Annotated in this window: 22 protein-coding genes; 13 read left to right on the top strand and 9 right to left on the bottom strand. The window is 67.6% G+C overall.

Features of this window, described 5'->3' with window-relative positions:
- Positions 1-592 precede the first annotated feature (592 nt).
- The 6 genes from rpmH to GO999_RS16680 all read left to right on the top strand — a co-directional run bounded on the left by rpmH (position 593) and on the right by GO999_RS16680 (position 5,187).
- The gene (gene rpmH, locus GO999_RS16705) at positions 593-727 is read left to right on the top strand and encodes a 50S ribosomal protein L34 (protein ID WP_003262958.1); all 135 of its coding nucleotides are present in this window, start codon (positions 593-595) and stop codon (positions 725-727) included.
- Between the two features lie 61 nt (positions 728-788).
- Positions 789-1,220 carry a ribonuclease P protein component gene (gene rnpA / locus GO999_RS16700; protein WP_016722651.1) on the top strand — a complete coding sequence of 144 codons (432 nt, stop codon included), beginning with the start codon at positions 789-791 and terminating at the stop codon, positions 1,218-1,220.
- Positions 1,217-1,531 carry a membrane protein insertion efficiency factor YidD gene (yidD, locus tag GO999_RS16695; RefSeq protein ID WP_010999971.1) on the top strand — a complete coding sequence of 105 codons (315 nt, stop codon included), beginning with the start codon at positions 1,217-1,219 and terminating at the stop codon, positions 1,529-1,531. Before rnpA ends, yidD begins: the two co-directional genes overlap by 4 nt.
- Before the next feature lie 6 nt (positions 1,532-1,537).
- Complete coding sequence (gene yidC, locus GO999_RS16690) at positions 1,538-3,199, top strand: membrane protein insertase YidC (protein ID WP_071507849.1); 1,662 nt, start codon at positions 1,538-1,540, stop codon at positions 3,197-3,199.
- Between the two features lie 150 nt (positions 3,200-3,349).
- Positions 3,350-4,774, top strand: coding sequence for a tRNA uridine-5-carboxymethylaminomethyl(34) synthesis GTPase MnmE (mnmE, locus tag GO999_RS16685; RefSeq protein ID WP_408004890.1), 1,425 nt, complete (start codon positions 3,350-3,352; stop codon positions 4,772-4,774).
- Between the two features lie 89 nt (positions 4,775-4,863).
- A complete protein-coding gene (locus tag GO999_RS16680; protein ID WP_020750108.1) occupies positions 4,864-5,187 on the top strand; it encodes a low molecular weight protein tyrosine phosphatase family protein in 324 nt (107 codons plus the stop codon).
- Positions 5,188-5,662: 475 nt separating this feature from the next.
- On the opposite strand, the gene GO999_RS16675 is transcribed toward GO999_RS16680, so the two are convergent.
- The 5 genes from GO999_RS16675 to GO999_RS16655 form a co-directional block, all read right to left on the bottom strand.
- Positions 5,663-5,821: a hypothetical protein gene (locus tag GO999_RS16675; RefSeq protein ID WP_197343214.1), complete on the bottom strand. Its 159-nt coding sequence runs from the start codon at positions 5,819-5,821 to the stop codon at positions 5,663-5,665.
- A gap of 433 nt (positions 5,822-6,254) precedes the next feature.
- A complete protein-coding gene (rpsU, locus tag GO999_RS16670; protein WP_003262970.1) occupies positions 6,255-6,467 on the bottom strand; it encodes a 30S ribosomal protein S21 in 213 nt (70 codons plus the stop codon).
- Positions 6,468-6,949: 482 nt separating this feature from the next.
- Entirely contained in the window at positions 6,950-8,494 is a 1,545-nt protein-coding gene (locus tag GO999_RS16665; RefSeq protein WP_020829446.1) for an efflux transporter outer membrane subunit, read from the bottom strand.
- 2 nt (positions 8,495-8,496) lie between these two features.
- Positions 8,497-11,646 carry an efflux RND transporter permease subunit gene (locus GO999_RS16660; protein WP_197368619.1) on the bottom strand — a complete coding sequence of 1,050 codons (3,150 nt, stop codon included), beginning with the start codon at positions 11,644-11,646 and terminating at the stop codon, positions 8,497-8,499.
- A gap of 25 nt (positions 11,647-11,671) precedes the next feature.
- The gene (locus GO999_RS16655) at positions 11,672-12,868 is read right to left on the bottom strand and encodes an efflux RND transporter periplasmic adaptor subunit (RefSeq protein WP_010999978.1); all 1,197 of its coding nucleotides are present in this window, start codon (positions 12,866-12,868) and stop codon (positions 11,672-11,674) included.
- Positions 12,869-13,396: 528 nt separating this feature from the next.
- On the opposite strand from GO999_RS16655, the gene GO999_RS16650 reads away from it, so the two are divergent.
- The 4 genes from GO999_RS16650 (at position 13,397) to GO999_RS16635 (ending at position 17,507) form a co-directional block, all read left to right on the top strand.
- Positions 13,397-14,056, top strand: coding sequence for a TetR family transcriptional regulator (locus GO999_RS16650; RefSeq protein WP_010999979.1), 660 nt, complete (start codon positions 13,397-13,399; stop codon positions 14,054-14,056).
- Complete coding sequence (locus GO999_RS16645; protein WP_020829448.1) at positions 14,053-14,946, top strand: patatin-like phospholipase family protein; 894 nt, start codon at positions 14,053-14,055, stop codon at positions 14,944-14,946. The genes GO999_RS16650 and GO999_RS16645 overlap by 4 nt, the downstream gene beginning before the upstream one ends.
- Before the next feature lie 104 nt (positions 14,947-15,050).
- On the top strand, positions 15,051-16,463 hold the full coding sequence (locus GO999_RS16640; protein WP_028860014.1) for a dihydrolipoyl dehydrogenase family protein: 1,413 nt from the start codon (positions 15,051-15,053) through the stop codon (positions 16,461-16,463).
- A gap of 153 nt (positions 16,464-16,616) precedes the next feature.
- On the top strand, positions 16,617-17,507 hold the full coding sequence (locus GO999_RS16635) for a DODA-type extradiol aromatic ring-opening family dioxygenase (protein WP_010999982.1): 891 nt from the start codon (positions 16,617-16,619) through the stop codon (positions 17,505-17,507).
- A 25-nt stretch (positions 17,508-17,532) separates the two neighbouring features.
- Here GO999_RS16635 and GO999_RS16630 read toward each other — a convergent pair whose 3' ends face one another.
- Complete coding sequence (locus tag GO999_RS16630) at positions 17,533-18,561, bottom strand: D-2-hydroxyacid dehydrogenase family protein (RefSeq protein ID WP_019717307.1); 1,029 nt, start codon at positions 18,559-18,561, stop codon at positions 17,533-17,535.
- A 421-nt stretch (positions 18,562-18,982) separates the two neighbouring features.
- Between GO999_RS16630 and GO999_RS16625 the strand changes: the two genes are divergently transcribed.
- The 3 genes from GO999_RS16625 (at position 18,983) to GO999_RS16615 (ending at position 23,126) form a co-directional block, all read left to right on the top strand.
- Positions 18,983-20,851, top strand: coding sequence for a phosphoenolpyruvate carboxykinase (GTP) (locus GO999_RS16625; protein ID WP_010999984.1), 1,869 nt, complete (start codon positions 18,983-18,985; stop codon positions 20,849-20,851).
- Positions 20,852-21,695: 844 nt separating this feature from the next.
- The gene (locus GO999_RS16620; RefSeq protein ID WP_019717308.1) at positions 21,696-22,535 is read left to right on the top strand and encodes a winged helix-turn-helix domain-containing protein; all 840 of its coding nucleotides are present in this window, start codon (positions 21,696-21,698) and stop codon (positions 22,533-22,535) included.
- Positions 22,536-22,661: 126 nt separating this feature from the next.
- Positions 22,662-23,126 (top strand): DUF3617 domain-containing protein, encoded by a 465-nt coding sequence (locus GO999_RS16615; RefSeq protein WP_019717309.1) that lies wholly within the window; start codon positions 22,662-22,664, stop codon positions 23,124-23,126.
- Positions 23,127-23,199: 73 nt separating this feature from the next.
- Here the strand turns inward: GO999_RS16615 and otnI are convergent, their stop codons facing one another.
- Genes otnI through GO999_RS16600 form a run of 3 tightly spaced genes read right to left on the bottom strand, consistent with a single transcriptional unit; the run spans position 23,200 to position 26,133 of the window.
- Entirely contained in the window at positions 23,200-23,988 is a 789-nt protein-coding gene (otnI, locus tag GO999_RS16610) for a 2-oxo-tetronate isomerase (protein WP_211906419.1), read from the bottom strand.
- 52 nt (positions 23,989-24,040) lie between these two features.
- Positions 24,041-24,673, bottom strand: coding sequence for a response regulator (locus GO999_RS16605; RefSeq protein WP_016722636.1), 633 nt, complete (start codon positions 24,671-24,673; stop codon positions 24,041-24,043).
- Positions 24,670-26,133 carry a cache domain-containing protein gene (locus tag GO999_RS16600; protein WP_028860016.1) on the bottom strand — a complete coding sequence of 488 codons (1,464 nt, stop codon included), beginning with the start codon at positions 26,131-26,133 and terminating at the stop codon, positions 24,670-24,672. Before GO999_RS16600 ends, GO999_RS16605 begins: the two co-directional genes overlap by 4 nt.
- Positions 26,134-26,169: the final 36 nt, after the last annotated feature.

Below are 26,169 nucleotides of genomic sequence, written 5' to 3'. Positions count from 1 at the left end.
GCGCGTCGTCGTCGACGCCCCCGGGTGGGCCGGCCGCCGGGCGCCTGTTGTATCCAGGCGTCGGGCGGCTGTCGTTGTTGGAACGGGATTGTACCTCCGGCTTAAAGTTATCCACAAAGGATAAGTCTGTGGATAACCTGTGGGCAAGTTGTGGGTTGCGGTGGACAACCGATGGTGTCCGTTGTTCGAAAACCCAATGGTGGAAAGGGTTTCCGTGGGGTAGCCCAGGCCGCACAAGCTGTTGGGGAAAACTTTCTGGAAAGTGGACTTCTCTGCGCGGAGGGTGTTTATCCCCAGACAATGCGGCTTGACAGGCGCGTCAAACATCGCTTAAATGGCGGGTTCTGCGATGCGCGGCAGGGGAGCGCACGCTTGTTCGCGTCAGACGCGGTGCCGGGGTGCGTCCCGGCGCGCCTGATCCGGTCGGGCTCGTCGATCCAGACGCCCGGTTCCCGGCAACGCCCTCGACTTGAACAACTCAGCGCACGGCGGTCTGCGTGGGCGGTTTCCCTAACGAATCGACACCAGGTCTGGCCCGCGCCCGGCCCGGCGCGTGCGGCGACGTCCGCACCCATTAACCAGAGAGTGCATCATGAAACGTACCTATCAACCTTCCGTTACCCGTCGCAAGCGCACCCACGGTTTCCGTGTCCGCATGAAGACCCGCGGTGGCCGTGCCGTGCTGAACGCACGCCGCGCCAAGGGCCGCAAGCGCCTGGCCATCTAAGACTGCCGCGCCGTGCGGTGGCCTGACGGCTGTCGCCAACGGTGTTCGCGGCAATTCGGCGATGGGCCCGCACGCCTACCCCAAGGCCGCAAGGCTTGTGAAAACGGATGAGTTCTCATCCGTTTTTGCTTTGCGGCCGGTCCGGCGTAGCCGTCACTTCGTGCTCTACGTGCGGGCCAATGGCCATCCCCAGGCGCGCCTGGGGATCGTGATCGGCAAGAAGTTCGCCCGTCGCGCCGTCGAGCGCAACCTGATCAAGCGTCAGTGCCGCGAGCTGTTCCGCTTGCGGCAGGCTGCCCTGGGCGGCCGCGACGTGCTGATCCGCCTGCAGACCAAGTTTCCGCGCGAAGACGTGCCCACCGTGGCCGCCTTCAAGCGCCTCTGCCGGGAAGAGCTCTCGTACCTGTTCGAGATCGCGGCGCGCCCGCTGCCCGCGCCACCGGTGCCCGGCCCTGCCGCCGCGCCGGTTCCCTCCGACGGAGCCGCGCCATGACGCGCGTGCTGCTGTTCCTGCTGCGTGTCTACAAGGTGGCGTTCAGCCCCTTCGTCGGCGCGCAATGCCGCTTCCTGCCGACCTGCTCCGACTACGCGCGCGACGCTGTGCTCACCCACGGGCCGGCGATCGGCAGCTACCTTGCGGCAAAACGCCTGTGCCGCTGTCATCCGTTCGCGCAAGGCGGGTATGATCCTGTGCCGCCCGCCGCTGGCGACGCTGCGCTGCGCTCCACCGATTCCGCATCGACCGAGACGACCGCAGCCGACGCACCGGCCGCGCGGCCGTCGATTCACCTTCCCAGACCGTAATCCGACATGGATATCAAACGCACCATTCTCTGGGTGATCTTCTCGCTGTCGGTTGTCCTGCTGTTCGACAACTGGCAACGCGCGAACGGCCACCAGTCGATGTTCTTCCCGACGCCGCAGACGGCCACCACGACCGCCGCCGCACCGGGCGGTACGCCCGCGGGCGATGTGCCCAAGGCCGCCGCGCCGGCCGCCGCCGGCAGCCAGGCGGCCCCGGCCACCGGTGCCGTCTCGCAGACGCCGGCTTCGGAAAAGATCGTCGTCACGACGGACGTGATCCGCGCGACGGTGGATACGGCCGGTGCCATCGTCACCAAGCTCGAGCTGCTGACGCAGAAGGACCACGACGGCAACCCGATGGTGCTGTTCGACCGCAGCCTGGAGCGTACCTATCTGGCGCGCTCGGGCCTGATCGGCGGCGATTTCCCGAACCACACCACGGTGTTCACGGCGTCCGCCGGCCCGCGTGACCTGGGCGCCGGCGGCGAAGTCTCGCTCACGCTCACCGCCGACAAGGGCGGCGCCAAGCTGGCCAAGACCTACGTCTTCAAGCGCGGCAGCTACGTGATCGACACGCGCTTCGACGTGACCAACGACGGTGCCGCGCCGATCAACCCGACGCTGTACATGGAACTGGCGCGCGACGGCGGCGCGGTGGAGCAATCGCGCTTCTACAGCACGTTCACCGGCCCGGCCGTCTACACCGACACCGACCACTATCACAAGATCACCTTCGCCGACATCGACAAGAGCAAGGCACACGTGCCGGCCCCGACCGACAGCGGCTGGGTGGCAATGGTGCAGCACTACTTTGCATCGGCATGGATTCCGGCGGCCAGCGCCAAGCGCGAGTTCTACGTCGACCGCATCGACACCAACTTCTACCGCGTCGGCATGCAGCAGGCGCTGGGCACGGTGGCGCCGGGCGCGAGCGTGTCGGCCACGGCACGCCTGTTCGCCGGTCCGCAGGAAGAGCGCATGCTCGAGGGCATCACCCCGGGCCTGGAACTGGTGAAGGACTACGGCTGGCTGACCATCATCGCCAAGCCTCTGTTCTGGCTGCTCGAGAAGATCCACAAGCTGCTGGGCAACTGGGGCTGGTCGATCGTGGCGCTGACCGTGCTGGTCAAGCTGGTGTTCTTCCCGCTGTCGGCCACCAGCTACCGCTCGATGGCCAAGATGAAGGACCTGCAGCCGCGCATGACGGCCATCCGCGAGCGCCACAAGGGCGACCCGCAGAAGATGAACCAGGAGATGATGACGCTGTATCGCACCGAGAAGGTCAATCCGCTCGGCGGCTGCCTGCCGATCGTGATCCAGATCCCGGTGTTCATCGCGCTGTACTGGGTGCTGCTGTCGTCCGTGGAAATGCGCGGCGCGCCGTGGCTGGGCTGGGTGCACGACCTGGCCTCGCCGGACCCGTTCTACATCCTGCCGATCCTGATGGCCGTGTCGATGTTCGTGCAGACCCGCCTGAACCCGACCCCGCCGGACCCCGTGCAGGCCAAGATGATGATGTTCATGCCGATCGCGTTCTCGGTGATGTTCTTCTTCTTCCCGGCCGGCCTGGTGCTGTACTGGGTGGTCAACAACTGCCTGTCGATCGCGCAGCAGTGGTCGATCAACCGCATGCTGGGCACCAATAAGAAGGCCGCGGCCGCCAAGTAAGGCCGATCGGCCGCAGCAGGAAGGGCACCCTCGGGTGCCCTTTTTTCATGCCGGTGCGCGGCGGGCTGTCGTGCATCGTATCGAATGGACGCTGACACTTGCGCGTGCGGCTGCCGCACAATACCGCCCATGACCGCCTCTTCCCACGCCATGACTTCGCCGACTGTTTCCGATGCGGCCTCCGCGCCGATCCGTACCGTGCCCATCGCGGCGATCGCCACGGCGCCCGGGCGCGGCGGCATCGGCGTCGTGCGGGTGTCCGGCCCGGATGTGCGCGCCGTGATGCAGGCCGTGTGCGGGCGCCTCTTGCCGCCGCGCCAGGCAACCTACCTCCCCTTCCTCGACGCCGATGGCGCGGCCATTGATCGGGGCATCGCGCTGTGGTTTCCGGCGCCGCATTCCTACACCGGCGAGGATGTGCTCGAGCTGCAGGGCCACGGCGGCCCGGTGGTGATGCAGCTGCTGCTGTCGTGCTGCCTGCGGGCCGGCCACGGCATCGGCCTGCGCGTGGCCGAGCCCGGCGAGTTTACGCGCCGCGCCTTCCTCAACGACAAGCTGGACCTGGCCCAGGCCGAAGCCGTCGCCGACCTGATCGAGGCCAGCACCGAAGCCGCCGCGCGCTCGGCCGCGCGTTCGCTCGACGGCGTGTTCTCGCAGACCGTGCATGCGCTGGTCGAGCGCGTGATCCACCTGCGCATGCTGGTGGAGGCGACGCTGGATTTTCCCGAGGAGGAAATCGACTTCCTCGAAGCCGCCGACGCGCGCGGCCAGCTCGCCGACATCCGCGCACGGCTGGACGGTGTGCTGGCGCAGGCGCGCCAGGGGGCGCTGCTGCGCGAGGGCCTGCACGTGGTGCTGGCCGGGCAGCCCAACGTCGGCAAGTCGTCCCTGCTCAATGCGCTGGCCGGCGCCGAACTCGCCATCGTCACGCCCATCGCCGGCACCACGCGCGACAAGGTGCAGCAGACCATTCAGATCGAGGGCATTCCCCTCAACATCGTCGATACCGCCGGCCTGCGCGACACCGAAGACGAAGTCGAGCGCATCGGCATCGAACGCACCTGGGCCGCCATCGCCCGCGCAGACGTCGTGCTGCATCTGCTGGATGCGGCCGACTACCGTGCCCACGGCCTGTCCGCCGAAGATGCCGCCATCGACGCCCGCATCGCCGAGCACGTGCCGTCGGGCGTGCCCACGCTGCGCGTCATCAACAAGATCGACCTGGCGGGCGCGGCTGTCCCGGGCCGCGTCGATGCGCAGCCTCCCGAGGTCTGGCTGTCGGCGCGCGACGGCAGCGGCATCGAGTTGCTGCGTGCGGCGCTGCTGGAGATCGCCGGCTGGCAAGGCGGCGGCGAAGGCCTGTATCTGGCGCGCGAGCGGCACCTGTCGGCGCTGCGCTCGGCCAGGGAGCACCTGACCATCGCCGCCGATCACGCGGACCAGCGGGCCCAGTCGCTCGACCTGTTTGCCGAGGAATTGCGGCTGGCGCAGGAAGCGTTGAACAGCATCACGGGGGCGTTTTCCAGTGATGATTTGTTGGGGGTGATTTTTAGCCGGTTTTGTATTGGAAAGTAGTGAGCTGATGCAGCTCGGAGGACGACGGGCGCGGTTCGGGTGGCGTCTACCCGTCCGTTTCGACGGCTGCGTCAGCGTCTGGAAGATCGATGCGTGCACTGTTCATCTGCAGCCGCAACCGGCTGCGCAGTCCCACCGCGGAATCCATATTCGCGCACTGGCCGAATGTCGACACCGATTCGGCAGGCCTGGCGCCCGATGCCGACGTCCCACTGACGGCCGATCAGCTCGAGTGGGCAGAGGTCATTTTCGTCATGGAGCGCTCCCACCGCCGGCGCCTGTCTCAGCGGTTTGGTCCGTGGCTGCGTGGCAAGCGGGTCGTCTGCCTGGATATCCCCGACGACTACGCGTTCATGCAGCCCGAGCTGGTCGCGTTGCTGGAGCGACGTGCGGGCCCGTATCTGCGGTCGTGAAAGGCGTTCGTCGCAGCGGCTTGTCGGCGCCATGCCGTGGGCGACCTGTTGACGGTGCGCTCACGTCATTTCCTCTCAGTCACGTCTGAACTTGGCTGTTTTCGATCATGGGCCGGGGCAATGACTACACCTGGTGGCGCAAAGCTGGCGAAGCCGCCGAAGCGCTTTTCTACGCCAACGGCTGGGCTGCTCGCGCCGCCTATGCATTGGGTTTGCAAGGCCGCCTGCGGGTCGATCGCCTCGGACTTCCACGCGGGGCCGCTCACCGATCCTCGTCTGCTCGATGCGGTCGTGCGGACGATCGATGCGTTCGCGCCGCACATCTTGCTGCTGGGTGGGGATTTCGTTTCGCTGCATCACCGGCATGTCTCGTCGCTGGCGGTCCGGCTCGGCGAACTGCGTGTCCCGGCCGGCATGTTCGGTGTCTACGGCAAACGCGGCAAACCGGAGTGGGCTGCGTGGCGTGGCCGCGCGTTCAAGGCGCGCGAGCATTGCCGGTACGCAGACCGGCATGCCGCTCGGCTTCCCGATTACGCCGCGCCGCCCGCATCTCGCCGCTGTATTCGACGGCGAACAGCGCGATGATGGCCAGCACGACGCCGGCTCCCAGCAACCATTGATGGATCAGGCTCATGGCCGTGCGGCGCTTGCCGCCCAGGATTGCTCACGTCTTCAGCGTACGGTCTCGCCCGTCAAAAAGTCGTAAAGAACCATGGGCGCGAAACAAAATTCGCGTCAAGGCCGGCGGGCGTGGCGGGGTGCCTGGAAAGCCGTTCGACAAACGCCAACAGCCAGCCGGTCTATTACCGCTGGCGGAAGTCGTTTGCAACGAAAGCGGCGCCACGCGGGCGCACCGAAGCCGCGGAGAATGGCTGGAAGGCCATTGACCGCCGTGTTGCTAGCTTCTGTATCGGGAGGGTGTGAGCCGTGGCCATTGATGGGGTGTCGAGGCGCACCGCTGAGGGTGCAGGGACGACACGAGGCCGGGCTCGGCGGAACGGAGATCGATTGACTTCACGCCGCCAACGGCAGCACCCAGCTGGTGCTACCGCAACAATCGCACGATCTTAGTAGAGCTTCTTCGGCAGCATTTGCGAGCGCAGGCGTTTGCGCGTGCGCGACACGGCGGCAGCCTTCTTGCGCTTGCGCTCGGTCGTCGGCTTTTCGTAGGCGGTGCGTGCGCGCAGTTCCTTGATCAGGCCGGTGCGCTCGATTTCACGGCGGAAGCGGCGCAGCGCGACTTCGACCGGCTCGTTTTCTTTCAGGCGGATGGTGGTCATCGTGTCCCTTGCTCAATATTCGGGTTGGACGGCGAAACAGCAAAGTATATACCGCCCAGAGGGCGTGCAGTGTAGTTGAATCCGTTTACCGATGCAAGAGGCCGCAAAGTGTGGCGAAAAAGGCATTTCTCTGCCGAATTCGTGGCTTGCGCGTGGTCCGGATACTACGCCGCGCCGGCCGTTTCGGGAACGCCCGCATCCTGGCGCGTCGCAGCGCGCGCGTTCAGCGCCCTTCCCTGCTCGGTGGCCGGCCAGCTGACCCGTTTACCGAAGCATTTGCCGGTCTCACAGCAATCCGTGGCCGACGCCCGTCTTCGTATGCGCCGCTGCTGACTTTGACCCCCGCGGCGCGCCCTTTGCCGATGCCGTTGATGCGCAGCGAGATGGCCCTGCAGTACCTGGCGGCAGCAGCGGCAACCGGGCCGAGGGTGAAAAAAAGCCCGCCGGGCGGCGGGCTTGGTACTCGGCTGCGCTGGCGCGGCTTATTTGGCCGGCGTTGTCATGTCCGGCGACGCGCTGGGCGTGGTGCCCGGTGCGGCGGTCGGCCGGGCCTGCTGCGCGGCCACGGTGGTGCTGTGCTCCTGCAGGCCGCCGCCCAGCGCCGTGTACAGATCGACGGCGTTGGTCAGGCGGGCCAGGCGGGTCTGCACCAGGGTCTGGTCGGCGCTGAACAGGTCGCGCTGCGCGTCTAGCACGTCGAGGAAGCTCGACACGCCGTTGCGGTAGCGCTGGTCCGACAGGGTGAGGCGCTCGGCCGTCGCGTCGCGGAAGCGCTTCTGCGCGGCCACTTGTTCGTCCAGCGTGCCGCGCGCCACGAGGGCGTCGGACACTTCCTGGAAGGCCGTCTGGATGGTCTTCTCGTAGTTGGCCACCGCGATCTTCTGGTTGGCCTTGGTCAGGTCCAGGTTGAAGACGTTGGTGCCCCAGTTGAAGATCGGCAGCGTCAGGTTCGGCACGAACGACCACAGGCCCGTCCCGCTCTTGAACAGGTCATGCAGCGCCGTGCTGGCCGTCCCCACGTTCGACGTCAGCCCGAGGCTCGGGAAGAACGCCGCGCGCGCCACGCCGATGTTGGCGTTGGCGGCGACCAGCTTCTGCTCGGCCTGGCGGATGTCGGGGCGCTGCTCCAGCAACTCGGACGGCAGCCCGGGCGGGATGTCGGCGACGATCTTCTCTGACGACACCGTGGTCGGCGGCGGCAGGTCGGCCGGCAGCGGCGAGCCCACCAGCAGCACCAGCGCGTTGGTCGCCTGGGCGTACTGGCGCGTCAGCTGGGCCACCGACACGCGGGCCGACTCGACCAGCGTCTCGTTCTGGCGCAGGTCCAGCGCGGAGGAGGCCCCCACGTCGAAGCGCTGCTTGGCGAGCTTGTAGTAGTCCTCGCGGCCCTTGAGCGTCTGCTGGGCCAGCTCGAGCTGCTCGGCGTAGGCGCGCTCGTTCAGGTAGGCCTTGGCCACCTGCGAGATCAGGCTGATCTGCGTGGCGCGCTGGCCCTCCTCGGTGGCGAGGTAGCTGGCGCGCGCGGACGACGTCACATCGCCCACGCTGAACAGGTTGACCTGGTAGTTGCTGATACCGACACCCAACTGATACTGCTTGGTGTTGATGTCCTGGCCGGTCTGCGAGATCGACTGGGGTGTCAGGCTGCGCGTGTAGGTGGCGGTCGCGTTGATCGGCGGCAGCAGGTCGGCGATCTGCTGGCGGTATTGCGCGCGCGCCGCCTCGATATTGAGGATGGCGACGCGCAGGTCGCGGTTGTTCTCCAGCGACAGGCCGATCAGTCTCTGCAGGCGCGGGTCGGGGAAAAACTCGCGCCAGCCGAGGTCGGTGGCGCGCGGCGCGGTCTCGCCGGGCTTGGCGGTGTCCGCGGACACGCCGTAGCCGGCCGGCGCCTGCGGGTAGTCGCCGGCCACGGGGGCGGCCGGGCGCTCATAGCGCGGCGCCAGCGAACAGCCGGACAGCACGCCGGCCGCCAATAGGAGCGCCGGCAGCAGCGCGGGCAAACGGAAAGTCATGGGTTTGTGCATGTTCAGATTTCCTCGTCCAGCGGGAGGTGTGCGGCATCCAGGCGGCGCTGGCGTTCACTGCCCTTGAATATGCGGCGCACCACCACGAAGAACACGGGCACCAGCACCACGGCCAGCACCGTCGCGGTGATCATCCCGCCCATCACGCCGGTACCGATGGCGCGCTGGCTGGCGGAACTGGCGCCGGTGGCGATCGCCAGCGGCAGCACGCCCAGGATGAAGGCGAACGACGTCATGATGATCGGGCGGAACCGCAGGTGCACCGCTTCCAGTGTCGCTTCGATCAGGCCCTTGCCTTGCGCCTGCAGGTCCTTCGCGAATTCGATGATCAGGATGGCGTTCTTGGCCGACAGGCCCACCACCGCGATCAGGCCGACCTTGAAGTACACGTCGTCGGGCATGAAGCGCAGCGTCACACCCAGCAGCGCGCCGAGCACGCCCAGCGGCACCACCAGGATCACCGCGGCCGGGATCGACCAGCTCTCATACAGCGCGGCCAGCACCAGGAACACCGCCAGCAGCGACAGCGCGTACAGCGCGGGCGCCTGCGAGCCGGAGGACTTTTCCTGCAGCGACTGGCCCGTCCACTCGAAGCCGATGCCGGCCGGCAGCCTGGAGGCCAGGTGCTCCATCTCGTCCATGGCGTCGCCCGTGCTGGCGCCGGTGGCGGCGTCACCCGAGATGCGGACTGACGGATAGCCGTTGTAGCGCACCAGCTGCACCGGGCCGACCATCCAGTGACCCTTGGCGAACGCCGACATCGGCACCATGCTGCCCTGCGTGTTGCGCACGTACAGGTTCATGATGTCTTCCGGCTGCATCCGGTTGATCTTGTCCGCTTGGACGATCACCCGCTGCTGGCGGCCGTAGTTCGGGAAGTCATTCGCGTAGGCCGAGCCCAGCGCCGTCGACAGCACGTTGTTGATGTCGGCGAACGCCACGCCCAATGCGTTGGCCTTTTCGCGGTCGATGTCGACCTGGTACTGGGGCGAGTCTTCCAGGCCGTCCGGGCGCACGTTCTTCAGGACCTTGCTCTGGCCGGCCATGCCCAGGAGCTGGTTGCGCGCGGCCATCAGCGCGTCGTGGCCGAGGCCGCCGCGGTCCTGCAGGCGGAACGTGAAGCCGGTCGCGTTGCCCAGTTCCGGGATCGGCGGCGGGTTCAGCGGGAACACGATCGCATCGCGGATGCCGCCGAACAGCGCGCCGAAGGCGCGGCCGGCCACGGCGTCGGCGCTCTGGTCGGCGCCGCGCGAACTCCAGTCCTTGAGCGTGGTGAACACCAGCGCGGCGTTGGGACCGTTGCCCGAGAAGCTGAAGCCCTGCACCGCCACGATGTTCTCGACGGCCTTCTCGTGCTGGTAGTAGTTCTCGACGTGCTTGATCACCTCCAGCGTGCGGTTGGCGGATGCCGCCGGCGGCAACTGGATGTTGGTGATGATGTAGCCCTGGTCTTCGTTCGGCAGGAACGACGACGGCAGGCGCATGAACAGGAACACCACCGCGGCGATCAGCGCGCCGTAGATCACCATGTAGCGGAAGGTCTTTTTCAGCACGCGCTCCACGAGGCTCTGATAGCGGTCCGTGGTGCTGGTGAACATGCGGTTGAACCAGCCGAAGAAGCCCTTCTTCTCATGGTGCGAGCCCTTCTCGATCGGCTTGAGCAGCGTCGAGCACAGCGCGGGCGTCAGCGTCAGGGCCATCAGCGCCGAGAAGAAGATGGAGGCCACCATCGACAGCGAGAACTGGCGATAGATCGCGCCCACCGAGCCCGAGAAGAACGCCATCGGGATGAACACGGCCATCAGCACCAGCGTGATGCCGATGATGGCGCCGGTGATCTGGCCCATGGCCTTGCGAGTCGCTTCGCGCGGGGGCAGGCCCTCCTGGCTCATGATCCGCTCGACGTTTTCCACCACCACGATGGCGTCGTCGACGAGGATACCGATCGCCAGCACCAGGCCGAACATGGTCAGCACGTTGATCGAGAAGCCCAGCGCGTTCATGGTGGCGAAGGCGCCCAGCAGCGAGATCGGCACCACGATCGACGGGATCAGGGTGTAGCGGATGTTCTGCAGGAACACCAGCATCACCAGGAACACCAGCGCCATGGCCTCGAACAGCGTCTTGACCACTTCCTCGATCGAGATCTGCACGAACTTGGAGGTGTCGTACGGGATCTTGTACTCGACGCCGGCAGGGAAGTACTTGGAGAGCTCGTCGAGCTTGGCCTTGACCGCCTTGGCCGTGCCCAGCGCGTTGCCCGTCGGCGAGAGCTGCACGCCGATGGCCGAGATCGGCTGGCCGTTGATCCGCGCGGAAGTCGCGTAGGTCTGGCCGCCCAGCTCCAGGCGCGCCACGTCCTTGATGCGCACCTGCGAGCCGTCCGGCTTGGACACCAGCACGATGTTGCCGAACTGCTCGGTGGTCGTCATCTGCCCTTCCACCACCACCGTCGCCGCGATGGGCTGGTCGGAGGTGGACGGCAGGTCGCCCAGCGTGCCGGCCGAGACCAGTGCGTTCTGGTTGCGGATGGCGTTGTAGACGTCGGTCGGCGTCAGCTTGTAGCCGACCAGCTTGGCCGGGTCGATCCAGATGCGCATCGCGCGCTCGGTGCCGAACAGCACGGCCTGGCCGACGCCGGGCACGCGCTTGACTTCGTTGAGCACGTTGCGCGAGATGTAGTCGCCCAGGGCGACCGGGTCCATCTTGCCGTCCTTCGAGATCAGCGTGGCGAACAGCAGGAAGTTGGAGCGGGTCTTGTCGACCTGCACGCCCTGCTGCGTCACCGACGACGGCAGGCGCGCTTCCACGCGCTTGAGGCGGTTCTGCACGTCCACCTGCGCCAGCGCCGGATCGGTGCCGGGCTTGAACGTCACGGTGATGGTGGCCTGGCCGTTACCGGCCTGGCTGACCGACTCGATATAGAGCAGGCCGTCCGCACCGTTCATTTCCTGCTCGATGATACTGGTGACGGCGTCGTCCAGCGTCTTGGCGCTCGCGCCAGGGTAGGTTGCCGTGATGATGATCGAGGGCGGCGCGATGGTCGGGTACTGCGCGATCGGCAACTGGGTGATCGAGATGGCCCCAGCCACGATGATGAACAGCGCGAGCACCCAGGCAAAGACCGGGCGATCGATAAAAAACTTTGCCATGCGATGGCTCCTTGTTTACTGCGGCTTACTGCTTGGCTGCGGGGGCGCTGGCGGCAGCACCCTGACCCTGCGCGCCGCCGGCCTGCCACGCCACCGGCTTGACCGGCGCGCCCGGCCGGACTTTCTGCAGGCCGTCGACGATCACCTTGTCACCGGCTTTCAGGCCGCTGGAGACGATCCAATCCGTGCCGACGGCGCGATCGGCCTGGACCGGGCGTGGGGCGACCTTGCCTTCCGCGTCGACGATCATCACCGAGGCGCCGTCCGCGCCGCGCGACACGGCCTGCTGCGGCACCGTGATGGCCTGCTGGTCGACCGCCTGCTCCAGCCGCGCGCGCACGTACATGCCCGGCAGCAGGGTGCGCTCGGCGTTCGGGAAGATCGCGCGCAGCGTGATCGAGCCGGTGGTCTGGTCCACCGTCAGGTCGGAGAAGTACAGCTTGCCCGTCTGCGCGTAGACGCGGCCGTCCTCGGTCACCAGCGTGACCTTGGCGGCGGTGTCGCCCGCGGCCGCCAGCTTGCCGGCCTTGAGCGCTTCCTGCAGGCGCATCACTTCGGTGCTCGACTGGGTGAAGGTCAGGTAGATCGGGTCGATCTGCTGCACGGTCGCCAGCAGCGTGGCGTCGCTGCCCTGGCCGACCAGCGCGCCTTCGGTGACCTGCGCCAGGCCTGCGCGGCCCGAAATGGGTGAAGTGACGGTGGCGTAGCCGAGGTTGAGCTTGGCGGTCTCCACGGCCGCGCGCGCCGCGCCGACGTCGGCGGTGGCCTGCTTGGCGGCGGCGACGGCGTCGTCGTAGTCCTGCTTGCTGATGGCATTGGTGGCGACCAGCGGCTTGTAGCGCTCGGCCTTGAGCTGCGCCTGGGTCTGCGTGGCTTCGGCGCGGGCCAGCTGAGCCTTGGCGCTATCGAGCGAAGCCTGGTATTGCGCCGGATCGATGCGGAAGAGCACGTCGTTCGCCTTCACATCGCTGCCTTCCTGGTACGTGCGCTTGAGCACGATGCCGGCCACCCGTGCACGCACCTGCGCCACGCGCGTGGCTTCCAGGCGGCCCGGCAACTCGGTGGTCAGGCCCACCGAGTGCGGCTGCACGGTCACGACACCGACCTCCGTCGGCGGCATGCCGCCGCCCGGCCCTTGTGCCTGCTTGTTGCCGCAGGCTGCAAGCGCCACGACCGTGAGCCCGGCAGCAGCGAGTTGGTGATAACGGCGGGTGTTCGACATAGATGACCCCATGTGGCGATAAGCGGTGTGCCCGGGCGGCGCACTAACAAATGCACCGCGGGTAGGGTCCGGGCGACCTGAAAACACGATCCGAAAACGTTCGATGCTAGCCGTAACCGGCGGCATGCGATACGGCTATTGCGACGAAGTCGCAACAAAACGGCCGCTACTGCTGGAATCACGGCGCGGTTTGCTGCTGCGCTCCATCCGTCCGATGTGATCGGCCCATGCGCAGCGGGCGCGGCAATGGGCAAGTCACGGAGTGCGCGCTATTATAGATACGTTCGCGCATGTATGTATAAACGCCATCCTTACGGAATGGGCCTTTGTTGACACTTTGTCCGGCTTCGTTGCAATGGCGGCAGCATGCGGGGTGGCGGCAGATTGGCCTGCGCGTCGGCTGTGTCGGCGTGGGCGGGCGCTCAAGCGTTGTGCAATGCGCAACAGTCAGTTGTCAGTATTTGTGCGCTGCACAAAAGCGGAACGAAAGCTGCCGGCCGTGCTGGAGCCGGCTTCCCGAAGGGCATCATGGTCAGACGAACCAAGGAAGAAGCGCTGGAAACGCGCAACCGCATCCTCGACGCGGCGGAAGAGGTGTTCTATGTGCGTGGCGTGGCGCGCACGTCGCTATCCGACATCGCGCAGGCGGCCGGTGTCACGCGCGGCGCCATCTACTGGCATTTCCGCAACAAGGCCGATGTGTTCGCCGCCATGTGCGAGCGCGTCAAGCTGCCGATGGAGACCCTGTGCTCGCCGCTGGGCGTCGAACCCAACGATCCGCTGGGCGAGCTGCGCAATGTGGCCAATTTCGTGCTGCAGCAGCTGGTGGAAGACATGCACTGGCGCCGGGTCTTCGAGATCATGTTCAACAAGTGCGAGTTCGTGGAGGACACGAGCCCGATCCTCAAGCGCCAGCAGGAGTCCTTCGAGGAGGGGCTTGCACGCCTGACCCACATCATCGGGCAGGCGGCCCGGCGCGGGCAGTTGCCGCCCGACCTGGATGTGCCGCTGGCGGTGGCGCATTTCCACGCCTCGTTCGGCGGCATCATGGGCGACTACCTGTTCTATCCGGACGCCTCCAGCCTCGCCGTCAAGCGCGAGCGCTTCGTCGATGCCTGCATCGACACGCTCAAGTACTCGCCCGCGCTGCGCCTGGCGCAGCCCGTCGTCGCCGAGGCTTGTGCATGACCCTGCCCGCCTTCGACCAGATGGTGTTCGCCGGCGGCGGCAATCGCTGCTGGTGGCAGGCCGGCTGGTGGGACACCGTGCAGCCCGGGCTGGGCCTGCGGCCGCGCGTGATCGCCGGCATCTCGGCGGGGGCGTCGACGGCCTGCATGCTGCACGCATGGAATGCCGCGGACCTGATGGCGTACTACGCCGAAGCCCTGCGCGGCAACACCCGCAATGCCCACTGGGGCAACCTGCTGCGCGGCGAGCGTGTGTTCCCGCACTACGGCATGTACCGTGCGGCGCTGCTGACGGTGTTCGGCGAGGGCCGCCTCGCGCGGCTCGGCCAGGCGCCCGAGATCCGCGTCGGCCTGGCGCACATCCCGCGCTGGATGGGCGCGCGCACTGCGGTTGCGGCCGGGCTGATCGCATACAACGTCGAGAAGCACATTCGCAAGACGCTGCACCCGACGCTGGGCCGGCGCCTGGGCTTCCGGCCGGAATTCGTGCGTGCCCAGGACTGCGCCACGCCGGATGCGCTGGCCGACCTGCTGCTGCAATCGGCCTCCACCCCGCCCTTCACCCCAGTGCTGCGGCGCGGCGGCCGGCCGGTGCTGGACGGCGGCATGGTGGACAACGTTCCGGTGCAAGCACTCGATCCCACGCCCGGTGACGTGCTGGTGCTGGTCACGCGCCTGTACCCGCGGCCGACCTACTTCCGCATCGACGCCCCGGTCGAGGGCGGCGTGCAGCGCCGCTTTTACGTGCAGCCCTCGCGCAAGGTGCCGATTGCCAGCTGGGACTACACCAGGCCGGAGGCCATGCGCGACGCCTACCTGCTGGGCCGTCATGACGGCGAAACCTTCCTGCGCGAACTTCCACGCGGGTTTGCCGCGCTGATCGCCGCTTAGCGTGCGGTCCGCCGCAGCCGGTGGCGGGCGCGTGGCTTGCCGGGGCCGGGCGAGCCCGCCGACACGGCGTCATGGCGTCGCCGGTCGAACCCGACGGACGCCGCATGCGCGCACATTCCGCTGTTTCCTTTGATCTGATCGTGATCGGCGCCGGCTCGGCCGGCCTGGCCGCCGCCCGCCGCGCCGCGCAGCTTGGCGCGCGCACCCTGCTGATCGATCGCGCCGAAGTGGGCGGTACCGGTGTCAACCGCGGCTGCATGCCCAAGAAGCTGCTGGGCTACGGCGCCGCCTGGTCGCAGTCGGCCAGCCGTTGCCTGCACACCGCCGCGGCCCATGGCCGTGACGCCTGGCAGGATGCCGCGGCCCGCATCCGCACCGAGGTCGGGCGGCTGCACGGGGTTTATCGCGCGCATCTGGCCGAAGCGGGCGTGCAATGGCTGGCCGGCTCAGCGTCGCTGCGCGGGCGCGGCGCGCTCCGGCTGCTGACCGACGCCGGCAAGCGCACCATGCGCGCGCGCCAGATCGTGCTGGCGACGGGTGCCCGGCCGCAACCGCTGCCGGTGCCCGGCGCCGAGCTCGCCTGCACGCCGGAGGACGTGCTCACCTGGGACGCGCTCCCCGCCTCGCTGGCGATCGTCGGGGGCGGCGTGATCGCGGTGGAGATGGCTTCGACGCTGGTGCGCTTCGGCGTGCGCGTCACGCTGCTGGTGCACGATCCGCGCGTGCTGCCGGATTTCGATGTGGCCCTGTCGGAGGCGGCGTTCCGGGCGCTGGCGGCGCATGGCGTCGACGTCGTGCCGGATGCCGATGTGGTGCGCGTGGAGCGCGACGCCGTCAATGGCGACGGCGTGGCCGTCTACGTGGCCGGGCCGGACGGTACCGCTGCACGCGTGGTGCGCGCGCAGCGCGTGATGGCCGCCATCGGCCGTGCGCCGGCCACGGATGGGCTCGGCCTGGAGGCGGCCGGGGTCACGCTCGATGCGCGTGGCCATATTGCGGTGGATCGGCACTTCCGTACCCGCGCGCGCGGCGTGCATGCCATCGGCGATGTCAGCGGCAGCCCGCAACTGACGCCGGTGGCCGTCGCGCAGGGCCGCTATGTCGCCGAGCGGCTGTTCGGCAAGGGCGCCAAGCTGCCCGACATGGAGCATGTGCCGATGGCGGTGTTCTGCGAGCCGGCCATCGCCGCTGTCGGCCTGACCGAGGCCCAGGCGCGCGAGCGCTGGCCGGACCGACCGGAGCGGGACGCGCGTCCCGTGGCCGAGCGCATCGACGTGGTCGAGCGCCGCTTCGTCTCGCTGGAACAGCGCTTTGCCGGCACCGGTGCCGAGTCACTGATCAAGCTGGTCTGCAATGCACGCAGCGGGCGCGTGCTGGGCGCGCACGTGATGGACAACGCCGCGCCTGAGATCGTGCAGGCGCTGGCGGTGGCCGTGCGCATGGGCGTGCGGCTCAAGCACCTGCGGAGCACGGTCGGCCTGCATCCGACCGTGGCGGAGGAACTGCTCTGCATCTGAGCCCGGCCGACGGGGCGCCGATGCGGCATCGGCCCGTTTCCCGGCAGCTTGGCGTGCTGCTATTCAATTTTCCTGATGGCACTCTCCAAATCCATGCAGCCTAGTCGTGCGTGGGTGGCGCAGAATGGTGGCACCAAGTTCAGGAAATTTGACATGCTTCCCGTGCTCTATCTCTCCCATGGGTCGCCGATGCTGGCGGCTGATCCCGGTCCTGTCGGCGCGGCCCTGGCGGCGCTCGGGCGAGACGTGGCGGCGCTGTCGCCGCGTGCCATCGTGGTGGTGTCGCCGCACTGGATGACACGCCGCCCCGCCGTGACGGCACGCCCGCAGCAGGAGGCGTGGCACGATTTCGGCGGCTTCCCGCCGCAGCTGTACGCACTGGAATACGCCCCGCCGGGTGCGCCCGTGCTGGCCGAGCGCATCCGCACGCTGATCGACGGCAATATCGTGCCCGGGCTGGAGGAGCAGGCGTCCACCGTGCTCGACCCGCGCCAGCCGCTCGACCATGGCGCGTGGATTCCGCTGATGCTGATGCTGCCCGAGGCGACCATCCCGGTGGTGCAGGTCTCGCTGATGCCGGGCCTGTCGCCGGCCTGCCAGATGGCGATGGGCCGCACGCTCGCGCCGCTGCGCGACGAAGGCGTGCTGATCATCGGCTCCGGGAGCTTCACGCACAACCTGCGGGCGCTGATGCGCGGCGCCGGCATGGCACAGCACGGGGTGCCGGTCGAGCCGTGGGTGGAGGCCTTCCGTGAATGGATGGTCGAAGCCATGACCGAAGGCATCCGCACCGGCGATTTCGCCACCTTCTGCGACTACCGCGCGCGGGCGCCGCATGCCGCCCACGCCCACCCGACCGACGAGCACCTGATGCCGCTGTACGTGGCCCTGGGTGCCGCCATGGGCCAGCCGGAGCAGGCCACGCCGGGCGGCGTGCAGGCCCGGCACGTGGTCGACACCGTCACCTACGGCGCGCTGGCGATGGACAGCTTCCGCTTCGACGGCGCGGGCGCCAACCAGCCGCAGCTGCGCGCCGCGGCCTGACTCCGGGGCCGCGCGACGGCTGACCTCAGGCGCGGATCAGCGCCGGCGCCAGCGCGGTCGGGTTGGCCACGCTGTCGACATTCCCCTGCAGGATGTCGAGGATGTTCTGGAAGGCGATGCCGAAGTACATCTCGTAGCTTTCGCGCTCCACGTAGCCGATGTGCGGCGTGCAGATGCAGTTCTCCATGCGCAGCAGCGTGTGGCCCTGCAGGATGGGCTCGGTCTCGAACACGTCGATGGCCGCCATGCCCGGGCGGCCGCGGTTGAGCGCCGTCACCATGCCGTTCTCTTCGACCAGTTCGGCGCGGCTGGTGTTGACGAACAGCGCGGTCGGCTTCATGCGGGTCAGGTCCGCCACGGTGACGATGCCGCGCGTCTCGTCGTTCAGGCGCAGGTGGACGGACAGCACGTCGGACTGCTCGAACAGCGCGTCCTTCGACTCGGCCACGGCAAAGCCGTCGGCGCGGGCGCGCTCCTTCGAGTTCTCGCGCCCCCACACCAGGACGTTCATGCCGAAGGCGCGGCCGTAGCCGGCCACCAGCTGGCCGATCTTGCCGTAGCCGAAGATGCCCAGCGTCTGCCCCTTCAGCACGCGGCCGATGCCGAAGTTGGGCGGCATCGTGGTCGATTTCAGCCCCGACTGCTGCCACGCGCCATGCTTGAGGCTGGCAACGTACTGCGGGATGCGGCGCTGCGCGGCCATCACCAGCGCCCAGGTCAGCTCGGCCGGCGCCACCGGGGAGCCCTTGCCTTCCAGCACGACGACGCCCTTGTCGGTGCAGGCCTCCAGGTCGATGTGCCCGCCGGCGTCGCGTGACACGCGACCGGTCTGGCTGATGATCTTGAGCTTGGGCAGCCGGTCAAGCAACTGGCGCGTCACACGGGTGCGCTCGCGGATCAGCACGATGGCTTCCACGTCGGCCACCCGTGCGGCCAATTGCCCCACGCCTTTGACGGTGTTGTTGAATACTTTGACTTCGTGGTCTTGCAGCAGGCTGAAGCAATCCAGCTTGCGAACGGCGTCTTGGTAGTCGTCCAGTACGGCAATCTTCATCGACATCTCACTTCGGACAATGGTGCGCAGCAAAAAACAGCGGTCCCTTGCGGTGGTATTCTTCCCATCCCTCGTCGCATGACAATCTTGCACGACGTTCGGATTGCCCGCCGCGGGCACGCAAATTGCGCAGCCCCGCTTGTGACGAGTCCTATTTTTGTGTGTGTCGTCACTTTAGCGCACGCGGCCACCGCCGCCCGGAAAAATCCCCGTTCCCGTCGCGCTTCGCTTTGTAACTGAATGTGAAATCAGCACGGCCGCCGTTCCTCCACCCGTCTCGCCTCTTCGCCTGGAAACCGCTGATCCGGCACGCTCGCGCTGTGCCGTCGATCGCTTTCCGGTCCGCTGACGCGGGGGTGTGCCTGGCCTGCCGTGTGGATCTTCCACCGCTTTCCTTTTCACTTCCATTGGAGTTTGAGTCATGAATCAACCCGTGATGCAGGGTGTTCCCGCATTGAACGTGCCCGCCTATGTGAAACACGCGCGGCTGGTGGCGTGGGTCAGCGAGATCGCTGCGCTCACCAAGCCGGAGCGCGTGGTCTGGTGCGATGGCTCGCAGGAGGAATACGACCGCCTGTGCGCCGAGATGGTCGCCGCCGGCACGCTCAAGCAGCTCAATCCCGCCAAGCGCAAGAACTCGTACCTGGCGCTGTCCGACCCCTCGGACGTGGCGCGTGTGGAGGATCGGACCTTCATCTGCTCGCAGAAGCAGGAAGACGCGGGCCCGACCAACAACTGGACCGCCCCGGCCGAGATGCGCCAGACGCTGAACGGCCTGTTCGACGGTTGCATGCGCGGTCGCACGCTGTACGTGGTGCCGTTCTCGATGGGCCCGCTGGGCTCGCCGATCGCGCACATCGGCGTGGAGCTGTCCGACAGCCCGTATGTGGCCGTCAACATGCGCATCATGACCCGCATGGGCCGTGCCGTGTACGACGTGCTGGGCGCCGACGGCGAGTTCGTGCCGTGCGTGCATACCGTCGGCAAGCCGCTGGCCGCGGGTGAACAGGATGTGCCGTGGCCGTGCAACCCGACCAAGTACATCGTGCACTTCCCGGAAACGCGCGAGATCTGGTCGTTCGGCTCGGGCTACGGCGGCAACGCGCTGCTGGGCAAGAAGTGCTTCGCGCTGCGGATCGCTTCCACCATGGGCCGCGACCAGGGCTGGCTGGCCGAGCACATGCTGATCCTGGGCGTGACCTCGCCCGAGGGCAAGACCTACCACGTGGCCGCGGCCTTCCCGTCGGCCTGCGGCAAGACCAACTTCGCGATGCTGATTCCGCCGGCCGGCTTCGACGGCTGGAAGGTCACCACCATCGGCGACGACATCGCCTGGATCAAGCCGCGCCAGGACGCCAACGGTCAGACGCGCCTGTACGCCATCAACCCGGAAGCCGGTTTCTTCGGTGTGGCGCCGGGCACGGGCGAGAAGACCAACTTCAACGCGATGGCCACGCTCAAGGAAAACGTCATCTTCACCAACGTCGCGCTTACCGATGACGGCGACGTGTGGTGGGAAGGCATGACCGACACGCCGCCCGCGCACCTGACCGACTGGCAAGGCCAGGACTGGACCCCGGCGATCGCCAAGGAAACCGGCCGCAAGGCCGCGCACCCGAACTCGCGCTTCACGGCGCCGGCTGCGCAGTGCCCGTCGATCGATCCGGAGTGGGACAACCCGGCCGGCGTGGCCATCGATGCGTTCATCTTTGGCGGCCGCCGCTCGACCACCGTGCCGCTGGTGACCGAAGCGCGCGACTGGACCGAAGGCGTGTACATGGCCGCCACGATGGGCTCGGAAACCACCGCCGCCGCCGTCGGCCAGCAGGGCGTGGTGCGCCGCGATCCGTTCGCCATGCTGCCGTTCTGCGGCTACAACATGGCCGACTATTTCGCGCACTGGCTCAAGCTGGGCGACCAGCTGGCCAAGAGCGGCGCCGAGCTGCCGAAGATCTTCTGCGTCAACTGGTTCCGCAAGGATGAGCAGGGCCGCTTCGTGTGGCCGGGCTTCGGCGAGAACATGCGCGTGCTGAAGTGGATGATCGACCGGATCGAAGGCCAGGCTCGCGGCGACGAGCATGTCTTTGGCGTGTCGCCGCGCTACGAGGAGCTGCGCTGGGATGGGCTGGACTTCTCCGCCGAGCAGTTCGCCAAGGTGATCTCGCTGGATGCGCAGGCCTGGCAGCAGGAACTGACGCTGCACGCCGAGCTGTTCGCCCAGCTGGCGCATCACCTGCCGCAGGCGCTGCCGGAAGCCAAGGCACGTCTGGAGGCCCGCCTGCAGGGCTGATCGCCGATCGCTGCCGGATAGATGGGCTGAGCCCGCGCGTTGCGCGGGCTTTTTTTTTGCCTGGCCCGCCCTTTTTTTGGGCAGTAATACGAAAGGCTTAGATTTCTCGAATTACCCCTTTTAAGCAAAAAAGATTGCTTGATTTAAGTTTCGTAAAAGTGAGTTGTAAAGATTCCCGTATTGGCGCCGGGAATTCATTATGGTTCAAAGAGCATAATAAAAGACTGGTTATGCATTTTACGAATCCTTAAGGCGGTGGATTCGTGGAAAGCCGCGCCGGATAAGGGTTTGTGAAGTGCGTGTGTCAGCCGTATTGGTCTCGGTGGACATTTCTCAACAAGATGATGAAAATGTAAAAAATCCTACTGACGAATGCAGAGTGGATTCTTATAATTTCGAAAAACTGGTTTTCGCCATTCTAGAATCCAAGGATGAAAACCGGACAACAGACTCGGATCAGGGAAGGCGGGTCAAGTCTTCGAGCGGATGGGCCATGCGCCTGTCCCCCGGTGCGCGGGGGCGCGCCGGCCGATAGGCGGGTGCCGTCACGGTCGCTGTGCAAACGATTGTATGCGCGGCGGCATCGGCATCCGTGCCTCGGGACCCAATCACCCGTCCGAGTCACCCTGGTGGTCACGGTCAGACCGCGGACCGTCGTCGACGGGACAGGCAGCATTTCGACGACCTCCCGACGGCCCGCAAGGGCCGGCGGACTGCCGTGGACATGCGGGCGAACGCGCAACGCCCGCATGGCTTCATAACAACGCGCACCGCAGACAGAAGAGCGCGGCCTCAGGCCGCTCGCCGGATATTTGTCGGCTGGGTTAGACGGGAGGTTTTACAAGTGGGCATTCAGATCTTGCTGGTTGAACAGGACCAGGCTGAGGGGGAGCGACTGTCGTTGTCCCTGCGCGATGGCGGACACCACGCCCAGCGCGTCGACAGTCCGGCGCAGGCGCAGGCCGCGATGCAGGCATCGCAGCCGGACCTGCTGCTGATGGAGTGGAACTGGCCGGAATGCGAGTCGATCGACATGCTGCTGGTCCTGCGTGCCAGCGCGCACACGCGCAGCCTGCCGGTCATCGTGCTGTCGCGCCACGGCGACGCGCGCGCCAAGATCGCGGCACTCGATGCCGGCGCCGACGATTACGTGGTCAAGCCCTGCGATGTGGGCGAGCTGCATGCCCGCATTCGTGCCGTGCTGCGCCGCCGCTCGCCGCAGCAGGGGGACGAGATCCTGCAGATCAACGGCCTGCGGCTTGACCCGCTCACGCTGGGCGTGACCGCGCAGACGGACGAGGGGCCGCGGCCGATCGCGCTGAGCCCGCTGGAATTCCGCCTGCTGCATTTCCTGGTGGCGCATCCGCAGCGCGTGCATTCGCGCACCCAGCTGCTCGACCGCGTCTGGGGCAACCAGGTCTTCGTGGGCGAACGCACGGTCGATGTGCACGTCCGCAAACTGCGCGTGGCGCTGGAGGGCACGCTGTGCGATGGCCTGATCCAGACCGTGCGCGGCGGCGGTTATCGCCTGCTGGTCGGCAATGGTGTCCACCAGGGGCCATCCGGCGAGGCGATCGACGCGCAATTCGAGGTCGCGGCGCGCGAGCATGATGAGTCTTCGGCTTATGAAGGCCCTTCGGCCCGTACCCGCGCTGCCCGGGAGCCGGCCCGCCTGAACGCCTGAGCTGAGCGCCGGTTTGGCCAACAAGACAGGATCGTATCGACAACGCCCTTCGCCTCGCAGGCCGCGAGATGAAGGGCGTTGGCGTGTTTATTTGTGTCAAGCAATCAATATCGAGGGGAATCGATGATGAAGTGGTGGTGGAGCGGCATGGTGCTGGCCGGACTGGCCGTGGGCGCGCAGGCGCAGGAAATGACGCCGGGTCAGTGGGAAGGGCAGATGTCGTTCAGCATCAATGGGAAGCCGGTTTCCATGCCCGACGAGCAGGGCCGGCAGCATGCTTCCGTCACGCATACCGACTGCATCGCACCCAAGGATGCGGCCGACGTCCGCGCGGCCTTCGAGCGTTCGTTCGTCCGCGACATGCCGGGGTGCCGCATCACCCGCTGGAGCCACACGCTTGGCACGCTGAAGGTCGCCGTGTCGTGCGACGCCACGCACACGGGCGGTCCGGGCACCATGGAAGCGAGCGGCCCGCTGTCGGCGACGCGCTTCGACATTGCCGGCACCAGCCGGGTCCAGCATCCGCAGTTCGGTCCGGTGACCAGCGGATTCCGTTATCAGGGCCGCTACCTGGGCGCCTGCAAGTCGTAACCCGGCACGGTGTGCCAGACCAGCGCGGCCGGCCTGTGCAGACAGTGCCGGCCGCTGCTTTTGCCGGGCGCGGTCAGCGCTGGTGCGCGCGCCAGCGCCTGAACCATTCCAGTCCTTCGCTGGTGCCGGCGCGCGGCCGGTATTCGCAGCCGACCCAGCCGCGGTAGCCGAGCGCATCCATCAGCGCGAAGAGGTGCGGATAGTTCAGCTCGCCCTCGTCCGGCTCGTGGCGATCGGGGACGCCCGCGATCTGCACGTGGCCGATGCCGTCGATGTACTCGCGCAGCTTGACCGACAGGTCGCCCTCCATGATCTGCGCGTGATACAGGTCAAACTGCACCTTCAGGTTGGGCGCGCCGACTTCCCGGCAGACCGCGTGCGCCTGGGCCTGGTGCGTGAGGAAGAAGCCCGGCATGTCGCGCGTGTTGATCGGCTCCAGCACGATGGTGATGCCGGCGCTGGCCGCCTCGCGCGCCGCATGGGCGAGGTTCTGCACGTAGGTGGCGTGGTGGCGGGCACGATCGTCGTGCGGGCCGATCAGGCCGGCCACGACGTGCACGCGCGTATTGCCGAGCGCCTGTGCGTAGTCGAGCGCGGTGGCGATGCCGCGCTTGAATTCGTCTTCGCGGCCGGGCAGCGAGGCGATGCCGCGCTCGCCGCCCGCCCAGTCGCCCGGCGGTGCGTTGAACAGCGCCTGTGCGAGGCCGTTGTCGTCCAGCCGCGTTCGCAGCTCGGTCTTGTCGTAGTCGTAAGGGAACAGGAATTCCACGCCTTCGAACCCATCGCGCGCGGCGGCGGTGAAGCGGTCGAGGAACGCATGTTCCGGGTACATCATCGTCAGGTTGGCGGCAAAGCGTGGCATGACAGGGGCTCCTCGGATCGGGTGGCGGCGATGGGCTGATGAGCGGCGAGCCTCAGCGCTCCTTGCCCGCTTCCACCGCGAACTTCACCAGCTCGGCCTGCCCTTCGATGCCCAGCTTGCGCTTGAGGTTCAGGCGGTGCGATTCGACGGTGCGCACCGATAGGCCGAGCTCATCGGCGATGCGCTTGTTCGACCACCCCTGCGCGACGCCGTCGAGGATGTCGCGCTCGCGCGGCGTGAGCGCCTCCGCCGGCGTGGGGGCCACGGCCTGCTCGGCCATGCGCATCGCCAGCTGAGCGCTGTAGAACGGGCGTCCGGCGAGTACCGCGTCGATCGCTTCGACCAGCTCGCGGGCGGGCGCGTCCTTCAGCACATAGCCGCGCGCGCCGGCACGCATGACCTGCCGCACGTATTCCAGGTTGTCGTGCATCGACAGTACCAGCACGGCGATCTCGGGAAAGCGCTCGCCGAATTGCTCGGTCAGCGCGATGCCGTTCATGCCGCGCATGCCGATGTCCATCAGTACGAGGTCGGGTGACAGGGTCCGGGCGGCCTCCAGTGCGCCATCGGCCTCGCCCGCTTCGCCCACCACGGCGAAGTGCGGCACGGCCTCGAGCCGTACGCGTACGCCATCGCGCACCAGCGGGTGATCGTCGACCAGCAGAAGTTTGACGGGCGTGTTCATGCGGACGGGGAAGCGGAAACGGAAGCGGATGAGGACGCGGCGGCCGAGGCCAGCCGGGCGATCACGAGATGCGGCAACGCCACGCCGACTTCGGTGCCGTGCGGGCCGGAGACGATGGTACAGGTGCCGCCCAGGGCGGCCATGCGCTCGCGCATGTTGCGCAGGCCGATGCCGTGCTCGGGGTCGACCTGGACCGATTCCACGTCGAAGCCCGGGCCGTTGTCGCGGATCGACAGGCGCACCGCATCGAGATCGTTCTCGAGCAGCAGGCCGATGCGCGTGGCGCCCGTGGCGTGGCGCTCGATGTTGGAGACCGCCTCCTGCGCGATGCGGAAGAAGGCCGTGTTGCACGCGTCCGGCAACTGCACCGGCGGGCCGGCGGTCTCCAGGGTGATGGCGAAGCCGGGCTGGCGGTCTTCGTGGGCTTCGCGGGTCTCGCGCACCAGCAGCTCCAGCGCGGCGGCCAGGCCGAGATCGTCCAGCAGCGCGGGGCGCAGGTTGTGCGATACGCGCCGCACCTCGCCCAGCGCCCCGTTGAGGCGGTCCAGCGCCCGGCGCAGCATGCCGGCGGCCTTGTCGGTCGCGGGCGCGCCCGGTGGCGTCGCGTGGCCGGGCGGCGGCTCCAGGTGGCCGTGCGCGGTTTCGAGCAGCAGCTTGGTCGAGACCAGCACCTGGCTGATGCCGTCGTGCAGCTCGCGCGACACGCGCGCGCGCTCGTCCTCCTGCGAGTGCACCACCTGCTGCGCCAGCTGGCGCAGCTTGGCATCGGCCTCGCGGTGGTCGCTCACGTTGAGCGCCAGCCCGCTGCCGGCCACCAGCAGGATGCACACCGCGGCGATGGCGACGACCCACGCCAGGGTCTGATCGATATTGGCCTGCGCGCGCCGGTCGATCTCGCGCAGGGTCTGCTCGACATCGTCCAGGTACAGGCCGGTGCCGACCATCCAGCCCCATTGGGGAATCGGCTCCACATAGCCGAGCTTGGCCACGCTCTGGTGGCTGGAGGGCTTGTCCCACAGGTAGCGCACGAAGCCGCCGCCGGTCTGCGCGGCGGCCACCAGTCTCTGGATGGTGGGCTGGCCGCGCGCGTCGGTCAGGCTCCACAGGTCGCGGCCGACCAGTTCGGGCTGGCGCGGATGCATCAGGTTGCGGCCGCGCAGGTCATAGAGGAAGAAGTAGCCGTCCGGCCCGAAATCCAGGCGGGCCAGCGTCCGCATGGCTTCGTCGCGGGTGGCCTGGTCGCTGCGGCCGGAGGCCAGCAGCGGCGCGATCGCGCTGCGCGCCAGCTTCACGTGGGCGCGCAGCTCGGCCTCCTTGGCCTGCAGGTAGGCCGATTCCACCAGTTGCCGCTCGTGCTGCGCCAGGGCGATCGACTGGTGCCGCACGGTCAGCATGATCGCCAGCATGGCGATGGTCAGCGGCGCGACGGCGAGCAGCAGGATCTTTTGGCGAAGCTTCATGACGGACGCGCTGGGATCGTGCACCGCAGCACGACA

Origin of the sequence: Ralstonia nicotianae, assembly GCF_018243235.1 — a bacterium.
Taxonomy (GTDB): domain Bacteria; phylum Pseudomonadota; class Gammaproteobacteria; order Burkholderiales; family Burkholderiaceae; genus Ralstonia; species Ralstonia nicotianae.
This window is presented reverse-complemented; position numbering and strand designations above follow the sequence as displayed.